The sequence below is a fragment of the Pectobacterium sp. HCp5_1 genome (assembly GCF_032905925.1).
In the GTDB taxonomy this organism is placed as follows: Bacteria; Pseudomonadota; Gammaproteobacteria; order Enterobacterales; family Enterobacteriaceae; genus Pectobacterium; species Pectobacterium brasiliense_A.
Window position 1 is genome coordinate 1 of record NZ_JAUMIO010000039.1, and the last position, 21,843, is coordinate 21,843.

General features: G+C 50.9%; 21 protein-coding genes and 1 pseudogene. 13 read left to right on the forward strand and 9 right to left on the reverse strand.

What is annotated here, in order from left to right; translation table 11 throughout:
• On the forward strand, positions 1–802 hold an 802-nt coding region (locus Q3A88_RS19005; protein WP_317178441.1), incomplete at its 5' end, for a tetratricopeptide repeat protein.
• 767 nt (positions 803–1,569) lie between these two features.
• On the opposite strand, the gene Q3A88_RS19010 is transcribed toward Q3A88_RS19005, so the two are convergent.
• The 4 genes and pseudogenes from Q3A88_RS19010 to Q3A88_RS19025 all read right to left on the reverse strand — a co-directional run bounded on the left by Q3A88_RS19010 (position 1,570) and on the right by Q3A88_RS19025 (position 4,853).
• Complete coding sequence (locus tag Q3A88_RS19010) at positions 1,570–2,589, reverse strand: NADP-dependent oxidoreductase (protein WP_317178442.1); 1,020 nt, start codon at positions 2,587–2,589, stop codon at positions 1,570–1,572.
• A gap of 7 nt (positions 2,590–2,596) precedes the next feature.
• Positions 2,597–2,737 (reverse strand): annotated as a pseudogene (locus Q3A88_RS19015) (short-chain dehydrogenase/reductase); the annotation flags it as partial.
• A gap of 166 nt (positions 2,738–2,903) precedes the next feature.
• Positions 2,904–3,686 carry an SDR family NAD(P)-dependent oxidoreductase gene (locus tag Q3A88_RS19020; protein WP_110162669.1) on the reverse strand — a complete coding sequence of 261 codons (783 nt, stop codon included), beginning with the start codon at positions 3,684–3,686 and terminating at the stop codon, positions 2,904–2,906.
• A gap of 75 nt (positions 3,687–3,761) precedes the next feature.
• The gene (locus Q3A88_RS19025) at positions 3,762–4,853 is read right to left on the reverse strand and encodes an alkene reductase (RefSeq protein WP_317178443.1); all 1,092 of its coding nucleotides are present in this window, start codon (positions 4,851–4,853) and stop codon (positions 3,762–3,764) included.
• A gap of 137 nt (positions 4,854–4,990) precedes the next feature.
• On the opposite strand from Q3A88_RS19025, the gene Q3A88_RS19030 reads away from it, so the two are divergent.
• Complete coding sequence (locus tag Q3A88_RS19030; RefSeq protein ID WP_110162671.1) at positions 4,991–5,557, forward strand: TetR/AcrR family transcriptional regulator; 567 nt, start codon at positions 4,991–4,993, stop codon at positions 5,555–5,557.
• An 82-nt stretch (positions 5,558–5,639) separates the two neighbouring features.
• Here Q3A88_RS19030 and Q3A88_RS19035 read toward each other — a convergent pair whose 3' ends face one another.
• Positions 5,640–5,801, reverse strand: a complete 162-nt coding sequence (locus Q3A88_RS19035) for a hypothetical protein (RefSeq protein ID WP_317178444.1) — start codon at positions 5,799–5,801, stop codon at positions 5,640–5,642.
• A gap of 372 nt (positions 5,802–6,173) precedes the next feature.
• Here Q3A88_RS19035 and Q3A88_RS19040 point away from each other — a divergent pair, with 372 nt between their 5' ends.
• Positions 6,174–7,088 carry a LysR family transcriptional regulator gene (locus tag Q3A88_RS19040; protein WP_317178445.1) on the forward strand — a complete coding sequence of 305 codons (915 nt, stop codon included), beginning with the start codon at positions 6,174–6,176 and terminating at the stop codon, positions 7,086–7,088.
• 25 nt (positions 7,089–7,113) lie between these two features.
• Here the strand turns inward: Q3A88_RS19040 and Q3A88_RS19045 are convergent, their stop codons facing one another.
• On the reverse strand, positions 7,114–7,704 hold the full coding sequence (locus tag Q3A88_RS19045; RefSeq protein WP_110162672.1) for a flavin reductase family protein: 591 nt from the start codon (positions 7,702–7,704) through the stop codon (positions 7,114–7,116).
• Between the two features lie 382 nt (positions 7,705–8,086).
• Between Q3A88_RS19045 and Q3A88_RS19050 the strand changes: the two genes are divergently transcribed.
• The 10 genes from Q3A88_RS19050 (at position 8,087) to Q3A88_RS19095 (ending at position 17,848) form a co-directional block, all read left to right on the forward strand.
• Complete coding sequence (locus Q3A88_RS19050) at positions 8,087–8,419, forward strand: DUF1971 domain-containing protein (protein ID WP_014914776.1); 333 nt, start codon at positions 8,087–8,089, stop codon at positions 8,417–8,419.
• A 10-nt stretch (positions 8,420–8,429) separates the two neighbouring features.
• Positions 8,430–8,768 carry a DUF1869 domain-containing protein gene (locus tag Q3A88_RS19055; protein WP_039287634.1) on the forward strand — a complete coding sequence of 113 codons (339 nt, stop codon included), beginning with the start codon at positions 8,430–8,432 and terminating at the stop codon, positions 8,766–8,768.
• 465 nt (positions 8,769–9,233) lie between these two features.
• Positions 9,234–11,099, forward strand: coding sequence for a beta-glucoside-specific PTS transporter subunit IIABC (locus Q3A88_RS19060; protein ID WP_317178446.1), 1,866 nt, complete (start codon positions 9,234–9,236; stop codon positions 11,097–11,099).
• On the forward strand, positions 11,099–12,562 hold the full coding sequence (locus Q3A88_RS19065; protein ID WP_317178447.1) for a glycoside hydrolase family 1 protein: 1,464 nt from the start codon (positions 11,099–11,101) through the stop codon (positions 12,560–12,562). Before Q3A88_RS19060 ends, Q3A88_RS19065 begins: the two co-directional genes overlap by 1 nt.
• A 93-nt stretch (positions 12,563–12,655) precedes the next feature.
• On the forward strand, positions 12,656–13,495 hold the full coding sequence (locus Q3A88_RS19070; protein ID WP_317178448.1) for a PRD domain-containing protein: 840 nt from the start codon (positions 12,656–12,658) through the stop codon (positions 13,493–13,495).
• Between the two features lie 235 nt (positions 13,496–13,730).
• Positions 13,731–14,780, forward strand: a complete 1,050-nt coding sequence (locus Q3A88_RS19075; RefSeq protein ID WP_317178449.1) for a Fe(3+) ABC transporter substrate-binding protein — start codon at positions 13,731–13,733, stop codon at positions 14,778–14,780.
• Positions 14,764–16,461 (forward strand): iron ABC transporter permease, encoded by a 1,698-nt coding sequence (locus Q3A88_RS19080; RefSeq protein WP_317178450.1) that lies wholly within the window; start codon positions 14,764–14,766, stop codon positions 16,459–16,461. Before Q3A88_RS19075 ends, Q3A88_RS19080 begins: the two co-directional genes overlap by 17 nt.
• A 21-nt stretch (positions 16,462–16,482) precedes the next feature.
• A complete protein-coding gene (locus Q3A88_RS19085; RefSeq protein WP_110162679.1) occupies positions 16,483–17,172 on the forward strand; it encodes an ABC transporter ATP-binding protein in 690 nt (229 codons plus the stop codon).
• A gap of 77 nt (positions 17,173–17,249) precedes the next feature.
• Positions 17,250–17,528 carry a type II toxin-antitoxin system ParD family antitoxin gene (locus Q3A88_RS19090; protein WP_010281452.1) on the forward strand — a complete coding sequence of 93 codons (279 nt, stop codon included), beginning with the start codon at positions 17,250–17,252 and terminating at the stop codon, positions 17,526–17,528.
• On the forward strand, positions 17,528–17,848 hold the full coding sequence (locus Q3A88_RS19095) for a type II toxin-antitoxin system RelE/ParE family toxin (RefSeq protein ID WP_014914766.1): 321 nt from the start codon (positions 17,528–17,530) through the stop codon (positions 17,846–17,848). The genes Q3A88_RS19090 and Q3A88_RS19095 overlap by 1 nt, the downstream gene beginning before the upstream one ends.
• Positions 17,849–17,950: 102 nt before the next feature.
• Here Q3A88_RS19095 and iolB read toward each other — a convergent pair whose 3' ends face one another.
• The 3 genes from iolB to Q3A88_RS19110 form a co-directional block, all read right to left on the reverse strand.
• Positions 17,951–18,787 (reverse strand): 5-deoxy-glucuronate isomerase, encoded by an 837-nt coding sequence (gene iolB, locus Q3A88_RS19100; protein ID WP_317178451.1) that lies wholly within the window; start codon positions 18,785–18,787, stop codon positions 17,951–17,953.
• An 87-nt stretch (positions 18,788–18,874) separates the two neighbouring features.
• Positions 18,875–19,765, reverse strand: coding sequence for a myo-inosose-2 dehydratase (iolE, locus tag Q3A88_RS19105; protein WP_317178452.1), 891 nt, complete (start codon positions 19,763–19,765; stop codon positions 18,875–18,877).
• 157 nt (positions 19,766–19,922) lie between these two features.
• Positions 19,923–21,827 carry a bifunctional 5-dehydro-2-deoxygluconokinase/5-dehydro-2-deoxyphosphogluconate aldolase gene (locus Q3A88_RS19110; RefSeq protein ID WP_317178453.1) on the reverse strand — a complete coding sequence of 635 codons (1,905 nt, stop codon included), beginning with the start codon at positions 21,825–21,827 and terminating at the stop codon, positions 19,923–19,925.
• Positions 21,828–21,843 lie beyond the last annotated feature (16 nt).

The window sequence follows — 21,843 nt, forward strand, 5'->3', positions numbered from 1 at the left end:
CAGCCTCGCGGAGAATACTGATGATCTGTTGGTCGGAAAAACGCTTCTTCATGGGGATGTCCTCATGTGGCTTATGAAGACATTACTAACATCGGGGTGTACTAATCAACTGGGAGCAGGTCAAGGTGATTATATTGTTCATGACGCCGGATTCGGTTCTGCATTACAGTCTGATCTGATTGCTATTGATGCTGAAGGAAATGAAAAATTTAGACGCCATTATGAAGCAAATATATACAATATCGGTCTTTCTCAGTGTGGTAGGTACGCATCGGTTCAGACTGCTGGAGCGCCGGGTAATGATGGAAATATCCTTGAGGTAATAAATTTGCAGTCAAAAACTACAATGTTTTCCGTAAAGCCTGAATATGGATGGGCTGATAGTTACTCCTTCGATCTCGATGAAAGCGGAGTGCTAAGATCACTGAAAGTTAAATGTAAAGATATTGGACATTTCAGATACTCAGCAACCGGTATTTCCATTGATGCGGAAGCGTATAAAGATGCTTGCCTAAATAAAGGAGATTTCACCCTCAAAATAGGGGCCGCGAGAGAGCTTTTAAAAAACTCTCCCAATGAGGAAAATGCTCTACAAGCATTGAAAACGATAGATATGGCTCTTAACGAAGGGGCAAAAGACCAAAATTACTGGGCCGCAACTGCATTTCGCATCAAAGGTGAAGCAAATGATTTACTGGGTAACTTTAGTGATGCTCTTGATGCCTATGAAAAAGCTTTGAGCTTTAATCCCAAAATCGGGGTTCAGAGACGTGCTAATGCTCTGCGTAAAAAAATACAGTGATTGAGGTAAAACCAATAAGTATCCAGACATAGATGAAAATAACTATCCGGGACTACCTGCACATTGATTATGTTTCTTAATATGCCAATGTCTGCTTTCGTTCAAAGCAGCCTGTCGCATGTATGTAGGTGTTTCAGGTTTTGTTGGAGATGATTAAGTGGATGCAAATCCACTCGCGTAGTGAATTCAGCTTCAACCTGTTTCAGAACCAATCAATGGACAATGTTAAAAATTGGGATTTTAGTCAATAACTAACTACTTATTAACCATAAAAAACACAATAACACTGACAATATGATGTTGAACATCAAACCTTGAACAAACAGCAATAGACAACACGTTATGACAACAACCAATTGTTTTTAATTGACATTTTATGTGATTGGATTAAATAATGATGGTAAAAATGCTGGTAAAAAATCACATAAATTGCATAAAGCCATTAATAATAGGAGTCATAGATGAAGTTCGAGTCCAGTCAGAGGAGCCATATTTAGAAAATCCCGCTTAAGGAAACTTAAGCGGGATTTTTGTTTTTATCATCTTATTCAATGCTTTCACCTGCAAAAGTCTTTCCGGTACACATTCTGTTTTCCCTCCGCATCGGGAAAATGTGGTGGTCAGACTTGGGGTCAAGTTGGTTCGATGACGGAGTGTGCCCCCCAAATGTCTCTTAACGACTCAAAAATCCGCAACTTAAAACCTTCTAATAACGCCTTAGGAATCTCAGATTCATAGCATGATTACTTCGTTGTTACGGAAAGAAGTTACCCCTGCATCTTGATGACAACTTTTCCCTTTGTATGCCCTTGGGCAAGATAGGAAAGTGCATCTTTTGTTTCAGCAAACGAAAACACCTTGTCGACCACTGGCTTGATTTGTTCCGTTTCAAGGAGTTTGCCAATTTGGGTCAGTTGAGCACCATCAGGTCGAACGAAGTGAAATGTGTAGGCAGTGCCCCGCTTTTTCGAAAGGCGCATAATCTTCCGGCTCATCAACCAGAAAACAAAAGTTAGAAAGACGTTTAGCCGCCGAGCCCGTGCGAATGCAGCATCTAACGGCCCGATGAGAGAAACAATTATTCCTCCTGGCTTAAGCGTGTTGATAGATTTTTCAATCGCATCACCTCTGAGAGTGCCAAGTACAATATCATAGCCACTCAACACGTTTTCGAAGTCTTGCTTTTTATAATCAACCACGTCATCTGCACCAAGATGACTTACCCATTCGACGTTGCCTGTACTCGTGGTCGTTCCCACCGTTGCACCAAGGTATTTCGCCAATTGGATCGCAAAAGTGCCAATTCCCCCCGAACCTGCGGGGATAAAAACCTTCTGACCAGGCCGGAGTTTGGCACGCTCGATCAGTGCTTGCCAAGATGTGAGGCTCACCATCGGGAGTGAAGCCGCCTGCACAAAATCCAGGTTTACTGGTTTCATGGCCGCCGCGTTCTCAGGTACCACGGCAAATTCGGCGAGAGAGCCCATTCCGCTATCGAAAATGCTGGCAAAAATTTCATCGCCTGGCGCGAAACGAGTCACACGGCTCCCTACGGCGATGACGACACCAGACAGGTCACTGCCCAATGTTGCAGGGAACGTAAAATGCAAAATTGGCTTAAACATTCCGGTAGGGATCATATTGTCGATAGGGTTTAGCCCCACAGCGTAAACGTTAACCAAGATTTCATCAGCGTTGAGAGAAGGATAATCTACGTCATCGAATCCCAATTCAGAATGCTTACCATAACGTTTAAACGTGAAGGCTTTCATCGTCTTATTATTCATTTTCTATTTATCCTGTCGTATCAAGCTGAAGGCTATTACGCACCACTTGGTCGAGGAATTTTACGGGCACAAATCTAAGCAAAAAATTCAACTGACCTGCCAATGTCCCCGCAGTGTAGCGCAACTTAGGATGTGAACTCTGAGCCGTTTGATTTGTTAGCCGATGCCTCACCAATTCCTGATGAGGCCCCGTAACAAGCACTACACGTTTATTTGCCATGCTGAGATAAGATCTTCATAAGTGGTTTGGGGCATACTCCTCTGCAGAACAGCCAAAGACTGTTATTCGCGTCCTGCAGAGTGCGGCTCATTGGTTAACGGACTTTATATCGTTCTGCGGCTTCATCTTGTTTGATGTCTGAAAGCAGAACCTGACGTGAAGTATCGAGGGTGTCCCAACGTGCAGCATTATGTAACGGCGGGATAGTGACGAGTTCACGGCGATCAAAGCCAACCAGTGCGGCATCCACTAACTCATCCACTTCCATGAATTTTGGCGAGTTAGTGATATCGATACCCGCACGATCCCAAATTTCCGTGTAAGTGCCAGCAGGGAGCACCGCCTGGATATAAACGCCCTTAGATGATAGCTCGACATTCATTCCCTGAGACAGGAAAAGAACAAAGGCTTTGGTTGCACCGTAAACCGTCATGGCAAATTCCGGGGCCAGGCCTACGACGGAACTGATATTAACGATCGAGCCTTCACCTGCTTGTACAAAACGTGGCGCAACGGCACTGGCCAGTCTCGTCAGAGCGGTGACGTTGAGTGCGATAAGGCTTTCTATCGATTCAGGCGTCTGCTCTGTAAAACTGCCGGACTGCGCGATACCCGCGTTATTGATAAGAATGCCAATCTGCGTGTCTTCACGCAGACGGGTTTCGACCAAAGCTAAATCGTTCGTTTGCGTGAGATCAGCAGGCAAGACATCGACAGAAATGCCATTTTCCTGTCGCAAGCGATCGGCCAATGCCTCTAACTTTGCTTTGTCACGAGCAACCAGAATAAGGTCGTGGCCCCGACGGGCGAAACGTTCAGCGTAAACTGCACCAATACCCGTGGATGCACCTGTAATGAGAACTGAAGCTTTAGTCATAAGTTGATCTTCTCTATTAATGTGTAAACAGAATTCGCAATGTGCGATGTATGTAGAACCGTGACACTCACAGATTTACTTGCTGGCCTCGGCAAGCGACGGATAATCTGTGTACCCTTGGGCGCCACCGCCATAAAGTGTTTCAGGATTGAGTGAGGCCAGAGGTGCGCCCGTCTTCAGCCTTTCGACCAGATCAGGATTGGAGATGAACGGACGACCAAACGCGAACAGGTCGGCTTTGCCTTCAGAGAGGTGAGTTGAAGCCAACGTCAGGTCATAGCCGTTATTGCCAATGTAGGTATTTTTAAAGCGTCGACGCAGAGAATCGTAATCAAACGGTGCTGCATCACGCGGGCCGCCCGTAGCGCCTTCAACGACGTGGAGATACACGATGCCTAACGCATTGAGTTGATCAGCGACATAGTCATATTGTTGCTGCGGATCACTGCAAGAAATCGCATTAGCAGGGGAAACCGGTGAAATGCGCACACCTGTGCGATCTGCACCAATCTCTTCTTTAACGGCCGCCGTGACTTCTAACAACAGGCGCGCACGATTCTCGACAGAGCCGCCGTACTCATCAGTACGCTGATTCGCCCCATCTTTGAGGAACTGTTCCAGCAGGTAACCATTCGCACCGTGGATCTCAACGCCGTCAAACCCAGCAGCAATGGCATTAGCAGCGGCTTTTCTGAAATCATCGATAATCCCCGGAATTTCCTGCAACTCAAGCGCACGTGGCTCAGAGACGTCAGAGAACCCATTGTTCACAAACGTTTTCGTCTTGGCTCGAATGGCTGAAGGGGCAACTGGCGCTGCGCCATCAGGCTGTAAGTCGACATGCGATATACGCCCTACGTGCCATAGCTGTACGAAGATATGCCCGCCTTTTGCATGAACCGCATCAGTCACTTTACGCCATCCTGCAATTTGCGCTGGCGTATAGATCCCTGGGGTATCTTGATAGCCCTGCGCTTGTGTAGAGATCTGCGTAGCTTCAGTAATCAACAGACCGGCTGTGGCACGCTGTGCGTAATACGTTGCTGTCAGTTCGCTGGGTACCAGACCTTTTCCGGCACGATTGCGTGTTAACGGCGCCATCACAATGCGGTTGGTGAGCGTTAATGGCCCAAGACTGTAGGGTTGGAATAATTGTCGGTTCGTCATGCTTGTTCCCTTGATAGTGATTTATAAAACGCTAGATATAATGATGATGATCGTAATCTAAAAAGTCAAACAGTTTGATTACGATCATCATCAATGTATACTTGTGGCATATATTTTTAAGAAAAGGCCATAAAACGATGAAAGTTTCGAAAGAGCAGGTTCGCGAAAATCGAATGCGTATCGTTGAGACAGCCTCGGTGTTATTTCGTGAGCGGGGGTATGACGGCGTGGGTATAGCTGAACTCATGTCAGCCGCAGGTTTAACACACGGCGGATTTTACAAACACTTTAGCTCCAAGGCAGATTTGATGTCGGAGGCGATGAGCTGCGGTTTTTCGCATTCGATAGAAAATACCGTGGGTATCGATATGGCTGGTTTTATAGAGCAATATCTCTCTCGCAAGCATCGTGATTCGATGGGAAATGGCTGCGTGATGTCAGCGCTTGGTGTTGATTCAGCACGCCAGTCAGCATCAATTAAGGAAAGTTTCGCAGCTGGAATTGAGAATCAACTGGCTACATTAGAAAGTGAGAATGGGTCGGGAGACGACGTGCGCGCCGAAAGAATTAGCGCCGTTGCTCACCTTGTTGGTGCTCTGGTACTGTCTCGTGCCTGCCCTGATGATTCGGCCCTCGCCGATGAGATCCTAAAAGTTTGCCGCTCACGTATTCTCAGTCAAGAGGCACTATTTCCCGGTAACTAATTAATTCTTCTCAAATTTACCGGAGAGAATCTTCCAGACAGAGGCGAGGAAAAATAACTGCCCCTTCGCAGGGTGACTGAATTTATTTCTGCAGGAAGGTTTTAAGCTGTTCAGAGAATTTCAGCGGTTCTTTCAGATGCAGGACAGGCACGGTTTCCGCTATCCAGCGCTGACTTTCCACCCAGTTACTGGGTTCGCCAGATACCACCAGCGTAGGCCGTGCAATTTTTTTTGGAAACCACACACACCTCATAATCCTCTTTCAGAAGATGAATGAGATTGATGTATTCAACGCCGTTGGATGACCATCCAGGGATAAAAACAAGCGAAGTACCCTTACCTGCTTTCCAATAGGATAGTGACACACCATCATTCGTCTGGAATTAACCGATCTCCAAACCTTTCACATCTGAGAGCTTAACTGGCAATCCCTTGATGGCATTAGGAAAGTCGAAATCTCGCCCAAAGTGTTGCAATGCTGTTTTACGCATAATTTTTGCCTCTTCTGGCTTTTAACGACCTGTTATCTGAAAACAGATACGTTTTACTGAGTCAGTTCTTTAGTATGTAGAGCAGAAAATGAAAGTAGGTATTCCATATTTGATAGGAATAAATAGTGGATCTGAATGCGCTTAACATGTTCTTGATGGCCGCCCGCTGCGGCAGCCTGACTGCCGCCGCCCGAGAGAACAACATCCCGCTGCCGACCCTAAGTCGCAGGATTCAGGAGTTGGAAAGAGAGCTCAAGGTGCTGCTGCTCGAACGAACAGCGAAAGGCTGCAAGGTAACGGAAGTCGGGAAAAGATTACTTAACCATGCAAGCTCCGCGATGGATATCCTTAACGACGCGGAACAGTCGGTGGTGTCAGGTAATCCTCATATTACCGGACGACTGCGCCTGACGCTTCCCCAGTCTATGGAGCCCTGGTGGGAAATCATCAGGCAGTTTCAGCAGACATACCCACGCATTGCGATAAGCGTGTATTCCACCGAGAGAAGAGTGGATCTGATATCCGACGGGGTCGATGTGGCATTACGAGTGGGTACCATCGCTGATGATTCCGTTGTTGCACGACATTTAATGGATTTTCGCCATATCCTTGTCGCCAGCCCGGAGTTACTGAAGGCGTCACGGCCCCTGCTTGAACCGTCTGATCTGATGCGCTTCCCCTGTGCAGCCTGGGGATCCGTTATTGACGCACGCCCTGTCTGGATGCTGGGCAATCACGCTTATGACGTCCCAGCCATATTCACAGTAAATGATTATCTTCATTTACGGGCTGGCGCCCTTGCCGGGGATTTCATCACTGAACTACCGGTGTTTTTTGCTGCTGAATATATCAAAAGAGGAGAGCTAACTGAGCTGCTGCCGGAGCATCCGTTGCCCTATTCTTCTTTGCATCTGGTATACAAAAAGCAGCAGCACATCTCTTCAACAGCCAGAGCCTATATCGATTTTTGTACAGCGCACATCGCCAAATTATCAGAACAATGTCGCGTTCCATCCGATGCTTATCTCAGGGATAAATGATGTCCGCAGCGTTCTCTCGATAAGATTAATGACCGTATTTAAAATTAAAACCTAATGCGTCACCCGTGGTGTCGTATTCGCGGAAGTTGTAGATCAGCGGCTTCCATTTTGATGAATCGACGACATCATTTTCCCCTAATAGCTCGCTATCCACCCAGACATTGGCAATATCCAGTTCGACAAGAATAAAACGGCCTTTGTCCGTCATACTGACGGTTTTACATTCCGCCTGAATAGGACATTCAATCACCCGAGGCGGCGTGATATCGGTAGAGGCTTCGGTATGAAGGCCGACTTTGGAGAATTTATCGTGGCAGACCTGAACACCCCATTTAATCTGACCTTCAGACAGCGTATCGCTCCCGGTCAACTTACCCAGTTCTTCAACTTTCTCCCAGAGTTTGTAATCCGGAATATTGATGACAACATCGGATCCGGATAATAAATTACTATAGGTTTTACTTCCTTTCGTGACACCAATAATAATTTTATCACCGAGAGAAATTGACGAAGATATAGAAGCAATATTGACCTCTCCGTTGCTATTATCAATCGTCGTAACAAGGAAAACGGGGAAACCATAATAAAATGAACTGAGTTTTACGTTCTTTTTCATTTGAGTTAAAACCTCACTATAGAGTAGCGTTATATTTTCTCATTTTTACTCTTTTGATTTATTTTTAACAATAACTCTAATTGAGTAGCGGTAAGGTGAATTTATTCAATTCGACATCCCTAATAAGTAGACCATCAAAAAATAACTTAATGTAACTATTCCTTGATGTTAGTTTTCGTTTCAATCCATCGGTGAAGAAAAATAACCGATATGAGAAACGTTGAACCCTGATAATACGGCGTTTCTGCGAGATGCTGCGGTATTGTAAAAAATTAATTAGCAGAAAATAATTCACAAACATTAAAAGAGGTATATGATATGCACTATATGGTTTTTTCCTTCCCGCCCTGCAATGTGGCTGGGTAAAGCATGAGGTTTAAACATGGAACGAATTGTTATACCAGCGAATTATGTTCATACCCGTACAACACCTTTCTGGACAAAAGAAACAGCCCCAGCGTCTATCTGGAAGCGCCATTTGGATGCAGGGACGCGGCAAGGCGTTTACCCGCGCTTGTGCGTGATGCAAGGGACGATTCGTTATTATGGCTACGCGGATGAGACAAGTTCTGAACCCGTCGAAACGCTAACTATCGAAGCCGGACAATTTGGCGTATTCCCCCCAGAGAAATGGCACCGAATCGAAGCGTTATCTGATGATACGCTATTTAACGTGGACTTTTATGTCGATCCAAAAATTTTGATAGAAGGTTGAGGTAAACATAATGACAAGTGAAAATAAAGGCTATTCGTTAACACTGTTGAACCGCGAAAATAATGAAAAAGCAGAAAAAGTTTATCTTAAGCCGATGGCTTTTTATGTACCAGATTTCGCGGCAGGTGCAGTCGTGGAATTACTCAACGAACTGCCTTCAACCAGTGAGAATAAAAAAGGTTTTTTGCTGACAGTCACGAATAATAATAACGGCGTGTCTGTTGATAAAGATCTCGCTACGGTCGAAGAATTAAAAGACAAGACGATTTCAGCTGAAGCAGTAAAAGAGTTGGTTAATATCGTACGTGGCTACGATGCGGATGAAGACACTAACGTCTGCGGCTGGTAAAACCGTATAGACTCGTCATACGTCAAGTTGCCTATGTATCGATTTTCCGCAGCGCGGATTATTTAAGCGTTACCTTTCGTACCCCTACTCATTTAAAAAACAGGCGCTGGATGTCTTTTGACTTAACAAGCGCCCCTGTACCCTACCTGCGCTATATACAATCAAAGGAAACAAACGTGGCGAGTTTATCTCGTTCTGTTTTCGATAATCGGTTAAAAAGCGCCATGTTTTATGCAACATGCCTGAGATTCATCGGCGCTGTCAGACTACCCCCTCCATTCTGCTATTGCCATCACACTTACCCATTAAGGCTGCACGATCTGTTTGACTTTCCCGCGTACGAGGACTTACAACAGCAGCACAGGCGTGTAACTAGTTTTCTAGGCAAGACCTGAAGCTCTCCCACTCAACATCATGGGAAGAGCTTCAGGTCTTTTTTCGTTTCTGGATCAGGGGAATCGTCGTATGAGCCACACAGCAGCAGATAATAACGCGACAGCCTATGCCACTACCGCTGAAAAAATCATCACGTTAGTTGGTGGAATTGACAACATTGAGCACATTGAACACTGTTCTACACGGCTACGGCTAAGTCTTTATGACAACAGCCAGGTAAACCAGAACGAACTGGAAAAGGTGCCGGGCGTGCTGGGCGTTCGGGTTAACGTACAGTGCCAGGTGATCATCGGCGGCGAAGTGATGCAGGTGTACGAGGCGGTGCAGAACCTCGCGGCAGGCCGTAAGAAAACAGATCGCGCCGTGCCAGCAAAAACCAATCGCACCGCTTTTGCTATCGATTTTATCATCAGCATTTTTCAGCCGCTGGTGCCTGCGATTGCCGGTGGCGGCGTGCTCAAATCGCTGTTACTGCTGCTGGATCTGCTCGGTTGGCTCACCAAAGACAGTTCAACGTATAAAGTGCTGGATAATATCGGTTCCGCCCCACTCTATTTTCTACCGATTCTGGTGGGTATCACCACCGCGATGAAGTTGAAAGTGAATGTGCTGGTTGCCGTTTCCGCCGTCTCTGTGATGGTGCTGCCGGCCATGTCTAAACAGCTGGCGGAAGGCGCAGAATTTCTCTCCTTCGACCTGAAGAACGTCGCTTACGCGTCGCAGGTTTTCCCGGCAATTCTGTGCGTCATTTTTTATGCGCAAACCGAAAAGCTCTTCAATCGCTACTCGCCGAGCGCGCTGCGTATTTTCCTGTCACCGATGCTGTCGCTGTTGGTTACCGTTCCCGTCACGCTATTGGTACTTGGCCCGCTCGGTTATGAACTCGGTGCGGGTCTGGCTAGCGTGATCCTCTGGCTATACAGCAAGCTGGGCTTTGTGGCGACGGGGTTGCTCGCCGCGGCGCTACCCTTCATGGTGGCGTCGGGGATGCATAAACCGATGCTGCCCTATGCCGTTTCCTCCATGAGCCAGTTTGGCAAGGAAATGCTCTATCTGCCCGCGTCGCTTGCGCACAACATTGCCGAATCAGGTGCCTGTATGGCGATTGCGCTCAAGAGCAAAGACAAAACGCTAAAATCAACGGCGATTTCAGCCGGTATTTCTGCCCTGTTCGGCATCACCGAACCCGCGCTATACGGGATTACGCTGCTGAATAAAAAAGCGCTCTATAGCGTGATCGCAGGCAGTCTGGTCGGCGGTGCGTTTATCGGTTGGATGGCGATTGAAGCCTTTGCGCTGGTTGGCCCCGGCCTGGCTAGCATCTCCATGTTTATCTCGCCGGAAAATAGCTGGAATATCGTCTATGCCATCGCCGGTGCGGTGCTTTCTTTTGTCATCGCCTTTCTCTCCGCCCTGTTCCTCTGGCGGGAAGAGAAGCCTGTCGTCACCGTAGAAGAAAGCCATCACGCGGTTACCGAATGCCAGTTCGCCAGCCCGATTGAAGGAAAAGTGATTGCGCTGGACAACGTGAATGATGAGATCTTCTCCAAACGTATTATGGGTGACGGCATTGCCATCATCCCCGAGAAAGGCGTGCTCTACGCTCCGGCAAACGGCACCATTGAGAACGTGTTTGAAACGGGTCATGCCGTCAGCATGCTCACCGACAGCGGTGCCGAACTGATTTTCCATATCGGTATCGACACCATCAAACTCAATGGTCAGGGCTTTCAGCCGAAAGTCACAGCCGGCCAACAGGTTAATACCGGCGATGTCCTCGTTGAATTTGACCTCGATAGCCTCATCGCTGCGGGTTACGATCCCGTCGTCATGATGGTTATTACCAACAGCGAGCGCTTTCGCGTGATACCGGAAGCCACTGACGTCGTCATCCCTCCTCACACCATCATCATGACCTTAAAGGAGTCTGTGTAATGGATAAAAACATCGCATTCCCGGAACACTTTTTATGGGGCGGCGCGATTGCCGCAAATCAGGCCGAAGGCGCATGGAATGAAGACGGCAAGGGGCCGTCGGTCGCGGACGCCATTACCTGGAAGCCGAATCTCGACCTGAAGAATTACCATGCCCACATGGCGTTGACAGATGAAAACATCGCCGACGCGCTCAACGGAAAAAATGACGCGCTCTATCCCAAGCGGCGCGGCATCGATTTTTACCACCGCAACCAAGGCGATCTGGCGCTGTTTGCCGAAATGGGCTTCAAGGTGCTGCGCGTCTCTATCGCCTGGTCGCGCATCTTTCCGACCGGAGAAGACAGCGCGCCGAATGAGGCCGGTTTACAGTTTTACGACGATCTGTTTCGTGAGATGCGCAAGCACGGCATCGAACCGCTGGTGACGCTTTCACACTACGAAATGCCGCTGGCGCTGAGTGAGAAATACAATGGCTGGGTGCACCGCAACGTGCTGGATGCCTTCGTACGCTTTAGCAATGTCTGCTTCGATCGCTATAAGGATCTGGTGCGCTACTGGCTGACCTTTAACGAGATCGACAGTATCCATCGTCATCCGTTTACCACTGCGGGTATCCGTGAAGAGAAAAGCGCACCGGGACAAGCAAAGCAGGATATTTATCAGGGGCTGCATCACCAGTTTGTTGCCTCGGCTATCGTCACCCGCGACTGCCATGAAAAAATCCCCGGCAGCCAGGTCGGTTGCATGCTGACCAAGCTGACGACCTATCCGCACTCCTGCCGCCCGGAAGATGTCGAAGCCGCGCTGAAAAAGAATCTTGAAAACTATTTTTATGCCGATGTGCAGGTGTTCGGTGAATATCCGCCGCTCATCAAGCGCAACCTTGAACGACGCGGTATTCACATCACCATGCAGCCCGACGATCTGGCCATTCTCAAGCAGCACACTGTGGATTTTGTGTCGTTCAGCTATTACATGTCACTCACCGAATCCACACAGCCGGACGCCGAGAGAATTCCGGGGAATACCGTTCTGGGCGTGAAAAATCCGTACCTGCCAGCCTCAGATTGGGGATGGCAGATCGACCCAGTCGGGCTAAAAATTTCCCTGCTGGAGCTTTACGATCGCTACCAGAAGCCATTGTTTATTGTCGAAAATGGGCTGGGTGCGAAAGACGTTGTCGAAAACTGGAAAATCCACGATCCTTACCGCGTTGACTACTTCCGTTCACATTTCGAGCAAATGCGTGAAGCGATTGGCGAAGGCGTTGAACTGATGGGGTTCACCAGTTGGGGCGCGATTGACATCATCAGCGCGGGCACATCACAAATGTCCAAACGCTATGGCTTTATCTATGTCGATCAGGATGATGAGGGCAACGGTTCGCTGGCGCGGCTGAGGAAGGATTCGTTCTACTGGTATCAGAAGGTTATCGCGACCAACGGTGCCGACCTCACCTGACAGACAGCGCTGCCGCAGGCTACGTGCGCAATGACAGGAAATGACTGTGATTGGAAAACGTAATGAGAAAACCAGCATGATTGGAAGAAAAACGTGATTAAAGTGAAAAAAGCGTTAAATAACAGCATGCTGTTAGTCGACCATGAACAGCAGGAGATGATCCTGTTGGGTAAAGGCATCGGATTTGGTGCCAAACCCGGTTCATTGATTGATGTAACGCACGTTGAGCAGGTTTTCATTCCGCTGGAAAACCTGAAATCACGGCATTTTCTTTCATTGACCGACACCATTCCTGCGGCGTTTTTTGACATCACGCATGAGATCGTCACGCTGGCACAAAGTCAGTACGCCGAAAAGCTTAATTCGGTGCTGTTCTTTACGCTGGCGGAACATCTCTATTTTGCAGTTGAACGTAGCAAAACAGGTAACCACTTCATCAATAAGCTCAGTTGGGAAGTGAAACGCTATTACCAAAAAGAGTACGCCCTCGGCGTGCAGGCAAAAGATCGCGTGTCGGCACGCTTTAACGTCACGCTACCCGATGACGAAGCTATCAATATCGCGTTCCACCTCATCAATGCCGCCGGCAGCGCCGAAATTGCCGATGCCCACCAGCAGGTGCAGTTGGTGAATCGTCTGGCGGAGATTGTCCGCTATAAGTTAAACAAGAATATTGATGTCAACGCCGTCGACTATCTGCGTTTTATCACCCATCTGCGCTATTTCTCCGAACGGGTCATTGCACGCAAAATCGCACCGGGACACACAGACGATTTCTATCAGGAACTGCTGAAACACTATCCTGAAGCGATGGCGATTTCCTGGGCTATCAGGGATTACGTGCAGGAAAAATACCAAATGGCCTTGCCGAAAGAAGAGCTTACCTGGCTGACCATGCATATCAGCAGGCTGGCCGAAAGCCAGACGCCATAGCGCTCGCCTCACTCAACATAATCAATCGCTGCTATTTTTATCAACGTGCTGAAAAATAAAGCAGCGGCTTTCTCCCGATGAGTCCGTATGTTGAACCGCATCACGATCGCGGATCGTGCAGCTCAATGAGATTGCAAACAAGAGTGATTATCATATATAGTTTTTGTCACCTGCCGAAAATATCTCCTTATTTTATTAATTTACGCATCACATTCACTCTGGAGAAGATAATAACATGTCAAAAACGCTGTCTGTTCTGCGCAAAAAAGCGCGCCTGCTGACGCTGGCTTCATCGCTAATGGTGGCCTATGCCCTGCCTGCTGCTGCCGCAGATGACTCTCTGACGCTCTACACCACGCGTGAGCCCGGCCTGATTCAGCCGCTGCTGGATGCGTTCACCAAAGAGACGTCGGTTAAAGTGAATACCGTGTTCATCAAGGACGGCATGCTGGAGCGAGTGAAGGCGGAAGGTCAAAACTCACCGGCTGACCTGCTGATGACCGTTGATGCCGGTAACCTGATCGATCTGGTAGAAGCCGGTGTTACACAGCCGATCCAGTCCAGTGCATTAACCGAGGCTATCCCGGCGGCGCTACGTGACAAAGATAACCAATGGTTTGGTCTGTCGATGCGCTCTCGCGTGCTCTATGCAGAAAAATCGCTGCCGCTGACCGGCATTACTTACGAAAATCTGGCCGATCCGAAATGGAAAGGCAAAGTGTGTATCCGTGCGGGTCAACACCCTTATAATACCGCGCTGGTTGCCGCGATGATCGCACATCATGGTGAAGCCAAAACTGAAACCTGGCTGCGCGGTGTGAAAGACAATCTGGCGCGTAAAGCCACGGGCGGTGACCGTGACGTGGCGCGCGATATCCTCGGCGGCATCTGCGATGTGGGTCTGGCGAACTCTTATTATGTCGGCCATATGAAGAACGCCAAAGAAGGTACCGATGCTCGTAAATGGGGCGATGCCATCAAAGTCGTTCAGCCTACATTTGAGAACGGCGGTACGCACGTCAATATCAGCGGTGCTGCCATTGCACGCCACGCACCACATAAAGATCAAGCCGTGAAATTAATGGAATATCTGATCTCCGCTCCGGCTCAGCAGATCTATGCACAGGCGAACTACGAATATCCGGTTCGTAAAGGCGTCGCGCTGGAGTCCACCATCGGCAGCACGATTGGTGAAGTGAATGTGGATAGCATTCCGCTGACTGACATCGTTAAATTCCGTAAACAGGCTAGTCAGTTGGTAGATAAAGTTGGATTCGATCAATAAGACCGGTTCGTCAACCCTGCGCGGCGCCTTCGGGCGGCCGCGCCTCTTTTTTTCTCCGCTTCGCATCGCTGCCGTCATCATTGCACTCGGTGTTCTGGCCCCGCTGGTTTCCCTGCTTTGGCTAGCGGCTGGCGCGGGTGTTGGCCATTGGGATCACCTGATGCGCTACGTGCTGCCCGATGCTGCACTCAACACACTCATTCTGCTCGTCGGCGTCGGCGCACTCGTCATGGTGATTGGTGCAGGCTGCGCCTGGCTGGTGACCGCGTTTGATTTCCCCGGCAGACAGTTTGTTAGCTGGGCGCTGCTGCTACCGCTGGCGATGCCAACCTATATTGTCGCGTTTGCCTGGCTCGATCTGCTGCATCCTATAGGGCCAATTCAGGAAGCGATCCGCAGCGTGCTGGGCTACGACAGTCCGCGTCAGTTCCGCCTGCCGGACCTGCGATCCATGACGGGTGCAATTCTGCTACTCGGTCTGGTGCTCTATCCGTACGTTTATCTAACCATGCGCGCGATGTTTATCAGCCAGCCAGCACACTTGCTGGAAGCCGCACGCACGCTAGGATTGAGCGCAACGGGCACTTTCCTGCACGTCGCCCTGCCGATGGCACGCCCTGCGTTGGCCGTCGGCACCAGTCTGGCTTTGCTGGAAACGCTGAATGATATTGGTGCCTCCGAGTTCCTTGGGGTCAATACGCTGACCGTGACGGTTTACACCACCTGGGTCACCCGTTCGGATTTACCCGCCGCAGCACAGATTGCCTGCACGATGCTGACGGTCGTTATCCTGCTGCTGACGCTGGAATATTACGGCCGGAAAAACCAGCGCTACGGCACCAGCCGCCAAATGCGCGGCATCATGCCCGCACCGCTGAAAGGCGTACGCGCCTGGTTGGCAACCGGTGTGACCGCGTTGCCTATCCTGCTCGGCTTCATCGCCCCTGCCCTCTTTCTGGCCTGGGAAAGCGCGAAACGGCTGGGCGATAGTGTGACGATCTCTGCGGGTCTGATACAGTCGTTGCAGAACTCGCTGCTGCTGGCCGTTGGCGTCACGCTGGTCGTCACGTTCGTTAGCCTGATTATTGCGTGGTATGCCCGTCATTCAGCTATCACTGACCGTTCACCAGAACGCCGCCGCACGATACTGAGAATCGCCTCGCTGGGCTATGCCGTGCCCGGTACGGTACTGGCGATTGGCATGCTGACGCCCGGCATGGCGACGGATAATTTTCTCGCCGGATTGATAGGCTATAAGGGATTGCCGCTGCTTTCCGCCGGTATCCTTCTGGTAGTCTGCTGCGCCATTCGCTTTATGGCGATTGGGATTGGTGCGCTTGATGCTGGGCTGACGCGCATTCCCCCAGTGATAGAACAGGCATCGCGTCTGCTGGGCGAAAGTGAATTTGTCACCTTTTTCCGCGTGCACCTTCCTCTGCTGCGCTCCGCGCTGGTGACCAGTGCGCTACTGGTGTTTGCCGACGCGATGAAAGAGCTCCCTGCCACGCTGCTGCTGCGGCCGGTTAATTTCGAAACGCTGGCGACCGTTCTGTATGCCGAAGCCGCCAGAGGCACCTACGAAGAAGGCGCGATTGCTGCATTGCTGATCGTACTGGCGGGTACGCTGCCCGTTGTGCTGCTGGCCCGCAGTCAGCTAAAAACGTCGGTTGAGAAAGAATGAAAATCATGAGGAAGAGTCAAGGTGTCTGAGGCTACACTCGTTCTGAATAATATCCACGTCGCCTACGGGCACAAGCACAATATGCATCACGTGCTGAACGGTTTTTCTATGGAAGTTGCCGCGGGTGAACTGGCCTGTCTGCTGGGCGCATCAGGATGCGGTAAAACCACGGCCTTACGCGCGATTGCGGGTTTTGAACACCTGACTCAGGGAACGATTCACGTCGGCGGACGCTGTGTGGCGGGCCCGGACGTGCATCTGCCGCCGGAACAGCGCAACGTCGGGATGGTGTTTCAGGACTACGCGCTGTTTCCCCATCTGACCGCCGCGCAGAATATTGCTTTCGGTCTGAGAAAGCAGCCGAAGGATCTCCAGCAGTCGCGCGTCCGCGCCATGCTTGAGCTGGTCGATCTCGTCTCGCTGGCACAGCGCTATCCGCATGAGATGTCCGGCGGACAACAGCAACGTATTGCACTCGCGCGAGCGCTGGCCCCGCAACCTGCTGTGCTGTTGCTCGACGAACCGCTATCCAGCCTCGATCCCGACAGCCGCAAACGACTGGGACAGGAAGTGCGCGACATCCTGCGCGACGCCGGACAAACCGCGCTCTTAGTCACACACAGCGAACAGGAAGCCGAACTGATGGCTAGCCACATTGGCTATTTGAAAGCAGGTAAACTCGATAATATTTCGGTGAACCGAGACGTCTGATCCAGGTGGTTCACCCCTGACAAGATGGGAAATAATGAGTATGATTAAATCCTATCGGTATGTTGAAGGGGTAGACAATGAGAACAACACAGCAGATGAGTATAACGTTGCCAAATGAAATGGCTGCGCAGGTGAAAGCACGAGTTGCCAGCGGTGAATACGCGTCAGAAAGTGAGGTTATTCGGGAAGGACTTCGAGCGCTAATTGCACGCGATAATGCAGTAGAGAATTGGCTGCAGGAACAAGTCGTTCCCGCCTGGAACGCGCTGCAACGCGGTGAAACAGAAAGCCTCAGCAGTAGCGACATGAGGAACAGATTAAAAGCCGAGTTCAGGAAGATGACCGGAGAAAAGTAATGGATTACAGGGTAGTATTCGCACCGGAAGCGGAGGAACAACTCGCAGCACTGTATCGCTACATCGCGAGGGTTTCGTCACCCAAAACTGCACTCAGCTATACCGAAAGCATTGTCAGTTACTGTGAGTCGCTTGAGTTATTTCCTGAAAGAGGAAACCAGCGCAACGATATTTTTCCTGGACTGCGTGTCACTAATCACAGCAAACGAACACTTATTGCTTTTATGGTGGAAAAAGAGAAAAAAACGGTAACGGTTCTCGGCATTTGGCATGGCGGACAGGATTATGAAAGCGACCTGCTTTCAGATGAAACTGGTTAAACATATTGTGTTAGCTAGCTAACTTTCCCAAGTACATTATGGCAGTAACCTACAGGTTACCTATAAGCCACTGCCCATTCTCACGTTCGTTTGCCAGTATCGCTACACGTTGCCCTTCCTATGCTTATCCGCATACTCGGGACTGTTTATCCACTGATGATCGGCTTCCCAGGTGAAACGCCACTGGCGCGTCGGGCCGGCCATCACATTCAGGTAGTAGCTGTCATAGCCTGCAAGGGTGGCAACCGGGTGATAGCCGCGCGGCACCTGCACCACGTCCCTATTGTAGACCGCCATACATTCATCTAATGACCGGTCATCGGTATAGACGCGTTGCAGGCAGAATCCCTGTTCTGGGTTCAAACGATGGTAGTAGGTTTCTTCCAGATAGGTTTCCTGCGGCGGATTATCGACATCGTGCTTGTGGCTGGGATAAGAGCTGGTGCAGCCTTCATCGGTGTACACTTCGACCACCAGCAGGCTATCTGCCGCTTTGTCCTCCGGCAAAATATTATGCACATAGCGCTGGTTATTACCGACCCCACGCTGCTCGGCGTCGATATCCTGCGGGGCGATCAGCCGGGTCGGATGCGTGCCGAATCCCGGTGCAGCGCAAACAGCCAGTTCCAGCGCGGTGTGCGCCGTCACTGTAATCGTCTCTCCCGTCGTGACATAAACCGCATAGGGTTTTCTGCGCTCAAACGGGCTCATTCTGTCGCCAATCTGCTCAAAGCGCTCACCTGGCGTGACAACCGTTGCCTTGCCGCTGACCAGTACCAGACAGCGCTCGTTATCACTGGCGGGCAGCGATAGCACCTGCTCAGGTACCAATTGATATACCTCGAACCCCACGTATCGCCAGCCCGCCGTTTCCGGCGTGATGTGCTGGGTACGGCCATGTTCGTCAGGAGCACGATGGCGTGATAACAATCGGGACATCTTTTGCCTCCTTATCTCCCCCCGACTTCACGCTGCCTGCGCATTGGTCTGCTGGCAGCGTGAAGATGCGGGGGATATCACCACGAATCAGATCAATTCCGCCTGCTGGGCGAAACGTTGCAAGTTATTGTAGCCCAGTGTCGCGTACGTCAGCGGATGAGCGACAGCCGGATCTTGTTCCGCTTCGACCACCAGCCATCCGCTGTAATTATGGGCTTTCAGGATGCTGAACACCGCCGGATAATCGACACAGCCATCGCCCGGCACGGTAAAGACGCCACTCAGCACCGCGTCCAGAAAACTGGTCTTGCGGTTTTTCACGTCTTTCAGCACGTCTGGACGAATGTCTTTGCAGTGAACGTGATTGATGCGGTTAATCCAGCGCTTCGCCACCGCAACCGGATCGGCACCCGCGAACGTAAAGTGTCCGGTATCCAGCAGTAGCCCGACTTCCGGCCCAGTATGTTCCATCAAATTGTCCACGTCCTGTGCGCTTTCAATCACCGTCCCCATATGGTGATGATAGGCAATCTGCACGCCCTGACTTTGCGTGTAGCGCGCAAACTCGGTCAGTTTTTTGCCGTATTCCGGCCAGCATTCTTTGGGGAAACGCGGGCGCAGATGGACCGGTTTCTGTTGGTCGCCGTGAATCGCGCCCGTCACTTCGGCAAACACCAGTACCGTCGCGCCGAGGTCGCGCAGCAACGCCAGATGCCCCTGCACCGCTTCAATCTCTTCTTCTACTGAGCGGGTGAGCAGTTCGCCGGAGTACCAGCCGGAGACTAAGCGCAGATCGTGCGCTTGCAAGATCGGCCCCAGCACGCTGGCCTGACGCGGGAATTTATTACCTAATTCAAAACCGGCGAAACCAGCCTGCCGCCCTTCGCTCAGACAAGTTTCCAGCGGAGTGTCCGCGCCCAGAGAAGGCAGATCGTCATTGGTCCAGGTGAGTGGATTAATACCAAGTTGAACGCTCATGTTATGTCCCTTATTCAAATAGATATGCTCGTCATACTTCAAGTTGCATGTGCGTTGGCTACGTTCAGTCACCCGAATCACTTACCTGAGTAAGCTCATCGGGATTCCTTCTCTTGCCGCCTTCCTGAAACTCGAATTATTTAGAGCATAGAATGGGTTAACCGCGCTGACGCCAGACGGCGATCAGTTGCAGATAGTTATGTTTAACTTGCTCAATCAATTCGGCGTCATCGATCTCGTTACGCAGCCATTTTTGTGCTGGCTGGGCAAACAGGGTACGACCGACAGCAAAACCTTTCACAATCGGGAAGCCTACGGCGGCGCTGAATCCCTGCTGCAACGTTTCCAGCGGCGCATCCAGCCCCAGAATCACCACGCCACGACAGTAAGGATCGCGCTGCGCCAGCAGCGGCGTAAGCTGCTCCCAGCCTTCGGAGGACAGCGGCGGTAGTTTCCACCAGTCCGGCCGTACGCCGAGGTTGTAGAAGCGTTGAATCGCACGCAGATAAAGCGCATCGCTGTGCGGCATCCCCGCAGGCAGAATGACTTCAAGCAGCAGTTCATGGCCGGATTGACGACAGGCCTGATAGACCTCCATCACCTTCATTTCCTGCTCGCGCCGTAGCGCGTGAGCGTCTTCCGGGTGGAAGAACACCAGACATTTCACGACGTGTTCTAGCGGCCAGCTCACCAGCTGTGAGCCAATATTACCGCGCTCCATCATTAACGGGCGCGATCCCGGCAGCTCAATCGGCCGGCCGATCCACCAGCCTTTCCCGGTGATGTCATTCAGCGCATCCTGTCCGAACGTGCCGTCGCACAGCAGACCCGCTTTGCCTTCCAGCCCTGCCTGTTGTGCCGCGTCATAGCTGGCACGCAGAATCAGCTTTTTCAGTGCCGGAATACGGCTGATTTCAGTACCGCAGTTCAACGCCATGTCTTCCAACTGACTACGGTGATCGAACGCTATCACACACAGCTCATGCCACTGTTTACGACGTGTCGTAACACGATGCAGATGGTTAAGCTCTTCGTCCAAATCAGGGCGTGGGACGCTCGCCGCACGGGCCAGATAGTTATCCAGTTCGATCTTGCTTGGCATGGCTGGCGCACAGCCGTGGCGTGATACCACCAACGCGCCGCAGGCATTGGCGTACGCACAGGCTTTCTCCCAGCCTTCACCGTTGAGGTAGCCGCGCAGCAGGCCGGACATAAACGCATCGCCTGCCCCCAGCACGTTCAGCACATCCACGCGCACGCCTTTGATCGTGATGCCTTTATCCAGATGGTCAGGAATCGCGTCGCTAAACACCGAGCACCCCAGCGCCCCACGTTTGCACACCAGTTCCGCCTGCGTGTGCTGCCGCACCGTGCGCAGCGCCTGCAAGGTATCCGTGCTGCCGCCTGCAATGTGGAACTCCTCCTCGGTGCCGACAATCACATCGAACAGTGACAGCACCTGCTGCAACTGCTCCGTGACCGCCTGCGCTTCAACAAAACGCGTTTCGCCATCGCCCAGCGACGTCAGCCCCCACAGCACCGGACGGTAGTCGATATCCAGCGCCGTTTTCACCCCGTTACGCCGCGCGTATTGCAGCGCCGTTAGCACCGCTTCACGCGTGTTCGGATGAGAGAGATGCGTGCCGGTAATCGCCAGGCAGCGCGACGACGCGATGTAATCCTCGGTGAAATCTTCCGGCGAGATCGCCATATCGGCGCAGTTATCGCGGTAGAAAATCAGCGGAAAGGTATCGCGATCTTTAATGCCCAACAGCACCAGCGCCGTCAGACGTTCCTTATCGGTAATTAAATGGCTGGTGTCACAGCCGACCTGATTCAACTCTTCACGCAGGAAGCGCCCCATATGCTCGTCGCCCACCCGCGCCAGCATAGAAGAACGCAACCCCTGTCGCGCCGTGCCGTAAGCCACGTTGCCGGACGACCCGCCCAGATACTTGGCAAAACTGCCCATATCTTCCAGACGCGCGCCGATTTGCTGCCCGTACAGATCGACAGCAACGCGCCCCATGCAAATCACATCAAACGTCTTTTCCTTATTCATAGCGGCCAATCCTGTA